The 8,015-nt window shown below is 42.0% G+C and carries 8 protein-coding genes; 1 reads left to right on the top strand and 7 read right to left on the bottom strand.

Going from position 1 to position 8,015, the window contains the following annotated elements; all coding sequences use genetic code 11:
* Nucleotides 1-43: 43 nt before the first annotated feature.
* The 7 genes from LBL30_01330 to rsmI form a co-directional block, all read right to left on the bottom strand.
* Nucleotides 44-181 (bottom strand): hypothetical protein, encoded by a 138-nt coding sequence (locus tag LBL30_01330; GenBank protein MDR1031749.1) that lies wholly within the window; start codon nt 179-181, stop codon nt 44-46.
* 2,017 nt (nt 182-2,198) lie between these two features.
* Nucleotides 2,199-2,648 (bottom strand): nucleoside deaminase, encoded by a 450-nt coding sequence (locus LBL30_01325; GenBank protein MDR1031748.1) that lies wholly within the window; start codon nt 2,646-2,648, stop codon nt 2,199-2,201.
* 19 nt (nt 2,649-2,667) lie between these two features.
* Nucleotides 2,668-3,876: an MFS transporter gene (locus tag LBL30_01320; protein ID MDR1031747.1), complete on the bottom strand. Its 1,209-nt coding sequence runs from the start codon at nt 3,874-3,876 to the stop codon at nt 2,668-2,670.
* A gap of 339 nt (nt 3,877-4,215) precedes the next feature.
* Nucleotides 4,216-5,247, bottom strand: coding sequence for a hypothetical protein (locus tag LBL30_01315; GenBank protein ID MDR1031746.1), 1,032 nt, complete (start codon nt 5,245-5,247; stop codon nt 4,216-4,218).
* A 180-nt stretch (nt 5,248-5,427) separates the two neighbouring features.
* Nucleotides 5,428-5,928, bottom strand: coding sequence for a TIGR01841 family phasin (gene phaP, locus LBL30_01310; protein MDR1031745.1), 501 nt, complete (start codon nt 5,926-5,928; stop codon nt 5,428-5,430).
* An 83-nt stretch (nt 5,929-6,011) separates the two neighbouring features.
* On the bottom strand, nt 6,012-6,404 hold the full coding sequence (locus tag LBL30_01305; GenBank protein MDR1031744.1) for a YraN family protein: 393 nt from the start codon (nt 6,402-6,404) through the stop codon (nt 6,012-6,014).
* Entirely contained in the window at nt 6,346-7,350 is a 1,005-nt protein-coding gene (gene rsmI, locus LBL30_01300) for a 16S rRNA (cytidine(1402)-2'-O)-methyltransferase (protein MDR1031743.1), read from the bottom strand. The genes LBL30_01305 and rsmI overlap by 59 nt, the downstream gene beginning before the upstream one ends.
* Between rsmI and LBL30_01295 the strand changes: the two genes are divergently transcribed.
* On the top strand, nt 7,349-8,015 hold a 667-nt coding region (locus LBL30_01295), incomplete at its 3' end, for a hypothetical protein (GenBank protein ID MDR1031742.1). The two genes, rsmI and LBL30_01295, sit on opposite strands and share 2 nt — an antisense overlap.

Here is an 8,015-nt window from a genome sequence, read left to right as displayed (position 1 = left end):
ATGAATTTGTTTCACAAGAAATTTTCCACTCGCTTCGGCATCATTATGGATCTGTAAATTGTCTATAGCCTAAGCAGTACTTGGATTCATCTAGCTTGGGCTTGCTGACGCAAGACTCGAAAGCCTTAACGGTTTCCTCGATTGCCGATTTACGAACTGGGCTTATCTGAACTAAAAGCATCGCTTGATTTAAAATCGCCAGCCTTATCTAAATTTGATGTAAAATTATAATTTACAGATTTTGCTAATTTGCCTTTATTGCTATGAATAAAAATATAAGTTTCGAAATCGTCATTTAATGACTTGCTACAGCAATAATATCCATCGAGCAGATTAAAATCTGCGAGCCGCAGCCTTGGCTGCGCCATATCAGATTTACCGCCAAATCTGCTTAGACAATTATCAAACTGCTATGAACTAGTATTACCTCCATCGAGGAAGCCAATAAGGCTTCCGAGCCTTGCATTAGCAAGCCCAAGCTGAGCGCGGATAAAGTACTGCTCGGCTTGTCGAGGGAAAGTAACGTAAAGGTAAAGGATCAGCGGCAAGCCGGAAGTAAAATCTCAAATACATCTCCTGCGGCAAAGTCTGATAGTACGTCGCCGAAGCAACGGCTCGGAGGTCAACAGGACCTCCTCGATGGTAATACCAGTTCGCCTCGGTTTGATAAGCGTCTAAGCAAGTTTTGCGGCCATTTTGATGTGAGCAGCAAAAGCTGCGGCTCGCAAGCGCATACGAAGGCTTGCTCGATAGATATTATTGCTGTGGTAAATCGAATGACAATTTGGGGGCTAAAAAAGCTGGTTTAAATGGTCAGCAAATCACAAATTTTAGTAATGGTTTCAATTTAAGAAAAGTTCAGTTCGCAGAGCTGGCAAACGAGCAGGCTGATGCCTGCGAGCCGCAGCTTCTGCTGCGTCAAATCTGATTTGCTGCTAAGTTTATGATTATTAAACTGAAGCGAACTAGTATCACCTCCACCGAAGAAGGCACTTAGGTTTCCGAGCCGTCGCTTCAGCGACGTTTTACTGAGTTTTTTTACTTAACTTGCTTGAACGGCTATTAAACTGCAACCATTTGAGTATTGCTTTGGTTTTACTCACTTTGGGCTTGCTGACGCAAGGCTCGGAAGCTTTGACGGTTTCCTCGATAGATGTAATACTAGTTCATCGCAGTTTTATAAACATTTAAGTAAGCTTAGTGGTAAATCTGATCTAACGCAGCTAAAGCTGCAGCTCGTAGGTGCGGATGCAGGCCTGCTCGATTGGTAATTGTGACAAAGAATCGTCAAAGCTTTCTGAATACTTAAGCCGGTTAGGTAAGGGCTTTGGTAAGGGACAATTAAAAATTTCAATAATTTTCTAGCTAGACACTGTGGATATGGATTAAGCAATAAGCCGACAATAATAGTTGATTGTAAAATTAAAAAGGTTAAGTTGGCAGGATCAACAAGCTACAACTGTGAATCAAATTCTTGTTTAGATAAAGCGTATAACTTTAATTTAATAACGGTTTCAACTTAAGAAAAGTTCAGTTCGCAGAACTGGCAATCGAGGAAGTCTGTAAGGCTTCCGAGCCTTGCGTTAGCAAGCCCAAATTAGGCAAAATTCAAGTATCGCTAAGTAAGTCGAAGGAGGATAACGCAGGGGCGTGCGCAGTCCTGCTCAATGGATATGTCCCTACATCACCAAACCTCTTAACTTAGGGCGACTATGGATATATTTTTCTGCATCAAGCCAAACCTTTTAACTTAGAGTATGAGTAAATTAAGTGAGAAAAACATGGATCCAATGGATAAGTTGCTACAGCTTTTCAAATGTCTAGGTCATTAAGTAAGAAATTCAATAAAGCAATCGCTGAAGCGATAGCTCAAAAGTCTTATTGGTTTCCTCAATTGCCGATTCTGCGAATCGAATTTTACCAAAATAAAAATCATCACCTAACCTAAAGTTGTAAAGCTTATCCTTAGTTAAAGTTATCCAGCTCTGAGAACTGAACTCTTTCTAAATTAAGATATAGCCTATTTAAAATCGCGACTTTTGTTCAAATAAAAGTAATTCAGACAAGCATCAGTTAATGTAACCAATTTGAGTTTGGGGTAATGTAACCAATTTGAGTTTGGGGTATTGCAATTATTCTGTCCTTCAAAAAGCCAGCGCTAGATTTATATTAATCTAAAGATGGGATTTCTGAAAAATTTAAAGTGTCCCGTGCCTTCTTAGATCGCAAAAAAAGTTTTCTAAAACGGCTCGGCATTCTGTTTCCATAATACCGCCAAAAGCCTCTGGCGCATGTAAGCACGTTTTTGCCAAGAAGAAATGTACTCCGTGTTCAACTCCACCGCCCTTTGCATCATAGGCGCCAAAAAATAATCGCCTGATTCTAGCGCAAGAAATTGCTGCGGCGCACATTGTGCAAGGCTCAAGCGTTACGTACATATCGCATAACTCAAGCTTAGTGGTGTTAAGGCTTTTTGAAGCGAGCCTAATCGCGTTTACTTCAGCATGCGCTGTTGGATCCTGATTTTGATAAACCGTATTATGTCCGTAAGACACAATTTGATCTGTGCCAGTAAGTACAATAACCGCTCCCACCGGTATTTCACCTGCCGCTTTGGCTTGTTGTGCTTGCTCGATAGCAAGTTGCATGAAGGTTTTGCAGTCTGTGCTATTTCTCTGGCAGAGCATTCGATCCAGCATTTTTGAACTTTTTGACCAGCGGTATAGATAGACCAAAAGCCAGCATAATAGTTAAGCTTATGCTTAATATCATCTGTTTTGGATTACCGTTAGTATAGATCATGCTGCCAAAAATTAGACAAATAGAAGCGATTAAATTGCGTAATACTGAAATAACGGAAGCGGCCGTACCAGAGGCTCCTTTAGGCGCATTATTTAAAGCCAAAGAACAGCAGGCCGGGATCAAACAGGCGCTGCTTAGACACTGAATACATATCGCAAACAGCAGCCTATAAGGCGTAATGGTAAAGATTCCCAAAAGCATCAAGATATTAAGAAGCGCGAACGTTGTGTAAAATCCTATACCTAAATAAAGTCCGGTTTTTTCACCGAGCTTTTTGATTATGCTTCTGTAGCTTAAGGTCATGCAGAACGATACCAACAAAGGTAATGCCTGAATGAAGGCAAATTCCTGTATGGTGAACTTGAAGTCGATCGTATAAAGGAACGGGGCAGAGACCGCAAATAGCATGTATCCGGACAATATAAGCCCCGGCATCGAGGCATAGATCATGAACGAGGGATTGGTCAGCAACAATCTGTAGCCAGAAAAGCCCATGGAAAATGACTTTGATCTGGACGATTGGTCCAAAGTTTCTGGGATATATAAGTAGACCATTAGAAGAGAAAAGAATTGCATGGCAAACAAAAAGAGGAAATTTGCGCGCCATCCGCTGATTGAGCATAAAAATGACCCGATAATCGGCGCAAATATCCAAGAAATTGGCCAAGAAGCTTCAATAAAGCCGAGGTTTCTGGCTCTTTTGGCGCCTGTGCTGATGTCAGAGACGATAACCATAGATATAATCAGCACAACGCCGGATCCAATGGCCTGAATTGCTCGGAAAAATAACAGATAATATATGTTGGTTGCCAAACAGCAACCGGCAAGTCCTAAAATTGATATCGCCAGCCCCCGCACCAGAAGGAATCTTCGGCCATATATATCGCTAAGCGGCCCCCAGAATATCCTTCCCAAGAAGCTTCCAAACATATGTATGCTTATGGTTCCTTGTGCGATAAAGGCCGATATGCATAAATCTTTGGCCAGCAACGGCAAAGCAGGAATGCATAAATTAACCACTGAAGTAGAAATTACATTGGCAAACAGCAGAACCGGAAGTGGACTCTTCAGCATAAAATTTGCATCCAAACTAAGGCGCCTGACTTTGGTCGCAGCTTTATGCAATGACACTGTATCTAGGTGCTAGAGATATAAATATACCAACCTTATACTAATTTTAGGGTACAGACAAGTCGCTGAATGGTCTGTCGGTGGTGGCGGCACTAAAATAATGGCCTGTTATGGAAAGCATAATGAGATTGGATGGCTTTGCTTGTTAAAAAATAAAATCCCAAGTAAGATTAGCGCTGAACTTAAAGGAAATATAGATAAAATCCCCTTCCCACAGCGCTGTAATCGGACAATGAGGAGAGGCGTTATTAAAGCTAATCAATCTTTACGTCAGCACATATGTTACCTTTTCACAAACAGCAATACTTCTTTTAGAGGGTTTTCACCAAATTCCCATCTTGGCCATGTTTCAGGATTATCGCTTTGCCAAAATGATGAATGTGGTGTCAGGATATTTCTGAGGCCTAAAGTAGTTTGCGCTACTATTTTGGGGCCGAAATACTCTTTTAATTGCGCAAAAATATTTGGAAAAGACTCTGCTATAGCGCGTTCAATATCTTGACACTCTTCGAAAGAAACACATCTGACCCAAGAGTAAGAATGCAGCAGTATACAACCATCGTCATCTAATTTGTAATAGAAGGCAAGTTTGCCGCCCACAAGGGTTATCTTTGAAAAGGATGGATCATCCTTAAATTCCCCATCATCGCGGACTAAATTTATCTCAGGAAATCCGGATGATATCAATAGACCATTTGGCTTCAAAACATCCAAAGCATTAGCAACTGCCCGTGGAGAAAAGGCGATATTTAATGGTAAATTTTCGAAGATTACACGATCAAAACCTTCTTGATCTGGCCTTAATCCTAAGGTCTGTCGAGATAGGTTTATGACGTCCATAATCATATCTGGTGATGGGGAAAAACCAAACTTACTCTCTAATGAATCGTGTGGTAAGCCTATGTCTATCAGGAAAAAGTTATACGCTCTTAGTCCATACGCGTCCAAGTCTGTCATTACAGTGGCCCAGCAGATTTTTTCTGTATCGTTATGCCCAAGAGAAGGGATCCCGCTTCCTCTCATTGCGCCTACGATTAGTGTCTTTGTAAGACCGTTGCACTCGCAATGCTCGAAATAGGCGCGCACATCGCGAAAGTTTATTCCATTATCGGCAAGTAAATGCTTGGGTGGAAGAATACTGGCCCTCTCGGTATCGTGAGAAGGGCTGCTGCAGATTTTTATTTTGGTCGTATATCCTGGCTCAATTTCAGGCAATGGATCTTCAGGTGCAAATCCTGGCAAGGTCGACGCTTGACTGGTAATACATACAAACAAAGCTGTTACGAGGATTGCTGCTTTAGATTTATTTATCATTTTTATTTCTCCTTAATCCTTAGATTGCCATGGTATATAATATTATGAAAGCAATATTTTTTACTATAACAAAAAAATATTAGCGACAAACGATCAAGCGCAACTATTAAAACCATGCCAATAAAAAACCCTCCACCCAGAGATCAGGCAGAGGGCTATTTAGTCGTGTGTTGGATTTGATTAGTTTTTACGGGCAGATGCTGTCTTAAACTTCTCCATACTGTCACTAAAGCGAGTTTTAAGCAGATCTACAATCTGAGAACCTGTCGAAGTTATCATTTCTGCTATTTGCTTGCCGTGAGAAATGTTTTTTTCGACATTTTCCCTGATCTTTTCGGTCGATGTTTTAAACTGATCCTGAATCTTGCTAAGATCAAGATAATTCTTACAAGAACTAGAGGCCTCGCCAACCATCTGTTTTATAAAACTCGTTTGAAGTTTCGCTATGCTATTTAGCATTTCAAGCGACATTTTGTTTATATTTGAGGCCGTCTCAAGACCGCTTTTCAGCGTCTCAGATATTTTCGCAGGGTCATATGCCCCAAATTTGCTTCCATCTTTGTTTTCAGCTGCCATTGTATTATTGCTCCCTTTCTTAACCGAATTTTCTTCAACGTGTTGTTCAAAATCCTCCTGAACAACAGATAAAGCGCATTGCGCCGATTTAACTCTTTTAACCATAGTGTTTTCCGCTAAGTTTTTATCAACATAAAATACGCCTAAAATTGCTTATAACATATTTTGCGAACAATTTAAAGATAATTTTATAAAATCACGTTTTTCTGGTGAGATGTGGAAAAATATCGACCTATGACAACTACATCTACTCTTAGGTCGCAGTTGTGATATTGCGGATTAGCCTTTATAAAGTATAAAGCGGCTTTTTGGATTCTGTTATATTTTTGCTTATCCACGGCGAACAGCGCTTGATACGGCGTTGATCTGTATTTAACCTCAACAAACACAACGGTACGCCGCTTCTTGCATACTATGTCCACCTCGCCCTGTTTGCATTTATACCTACGGCGAAGTATGCGATAGCCCTTTGCCCATAAAAAAGCTATGCTCCAGTACTCGGCCGCTAAGCCTTTAAGATAATTAGTCTTCTTTGTTGATTTGCTGCAGTGCAAGTTTATACACCCTGTTTTTAGGAACATTTAGGTCGGCGCTTACGGCGTTTACTGCCTGCCTTAAAGTGGTTGTCTTGGCATATTCCCGTATCGCCGCGCTAAGTTCTTCGTCGCCTATGGTTTGGGCGTGCTTTTGGCTAGGCTCAATCACGATTGTGATTTCTCCACGGATAGCTTCGGGTATCGCTATATCCCCTGTCGTGCCGCGAATAAAGGTTTCATGAAGCTTGGTAAGCTCTTTGGCTATGGCTATCTTTCTGTTAGCGCCAAGTATATCAACTAAAAAGCCCAAGGTAGCCCTGATTCGATTCGCTGTTTCGAATATAATCGCCGTATATGGCAGATCTTTAAGTTGCTCCAGAAAGCGCTTAGCCTCAAAGCTTTTGGCCGGCACAAAGCCAAGAAAGCAAAAGTTGTGTGTTGGAAGCCCCGCCCCGACAAGCGCCGCGATAACTGAGCTTGCGCCAGGTATATACGTTGTGAATATGCCTTCGCGTATACAAGCATCAACAATCTCATACCCAGGATCGGATATCAACGGGCTTCCAGCATCGCTTACCAACGCCAAGGTCTCGCCGTTTTTAAGCCGGGCTAACAGTTTTGGGGCGACTTCTTTTTCGTTATAATTGTGATAAGAGAGTAATGGCTTCTTTATCCCATAGAAGTTTAAAAGCTTGCCTGTCACCCTAGTATCTTCGGCAATCACCAAGTCGCATGCGCTTAGTATATGCAGCGCCCTTATGGTTATGTCAAAAAGATTCCCAATTGGGGTGGCCACTATATATAAGCCAGGTACGTTTTGTTGAGATCTAAGCTTCTTTGTGATACTCTCACTGCAGAGTTTGTTTAACCAGGGTTGTGTATACTCTAAAAAGTCCATGTTACACAGAATAATTACAGCCAGCATCTTCCTCTGTGCCCTTACTATAGTCGGGTGCAGTACGCAAAAGCAAGAATCGACCAAGCCAGTCATGACGGAGGTTGCTGCCCCTAAGGTCGTGAAGGTCGAAGAATCGGAGCATATCGACCTTACGCCTATAGAAGAAAAAAGCACAATTGGCAAGACCATTGCGGTGGTACTGCCTGCTTCTCAGGACTCAGAGTCAATTGCCAACGCGGCAATGCTGGCGCTGAAAAACAGCGCATCGAAAGAAACCGCTTTGGTTTTTATGACGGCTGACAAGCTTGAGGAATGCAAGCTGAAAGCGGCCAGCGCAATAGTTATTGGCTTTCCGGCGGAAAGGGTTCCAGATTTACTCAGCATTGCGGAGGAAAATGATATCCCTGTGATAAGCTTGTCAAAATGCACAGGTAAAGCTTGCGGTCATGTGTATGCGCTTAGGGACCGCGTGGAGGACGAGGTTTTGTCTGTCGCCAGCTATGCAGTTGCAAATGGCATGATCGATATAGCCATTCTCGCCCCAGGTGGAGAATACAGTGACAGATTCGTGGCAGAGCTGGCTCAGCAAGCCTCGTCCGGTGGAAGTCCGAAGTTTGAGATTATTAATTATAACAACTTGGATAACCTCAGTAAGCTGGCTGATTTCAAGGGCCAAGCGGTTATCATAATCGCCAAAGGCAGTAAGCTTGTTGGTATTTTAGACCGCCTGAGCCTTGAGGACATAGATTTAAGCAAAT

The organism is Holosporales bacterium, assembly GCA_031263535.1.
GTDB lineage: Bacteria > Pseudomonadota > Alphaproteobacteria > UBA3830 > JAIRWN01 > JAIRWN01.
This window is presented reverse-complemented; position numbering and strand designations above follow the sequence as displayed.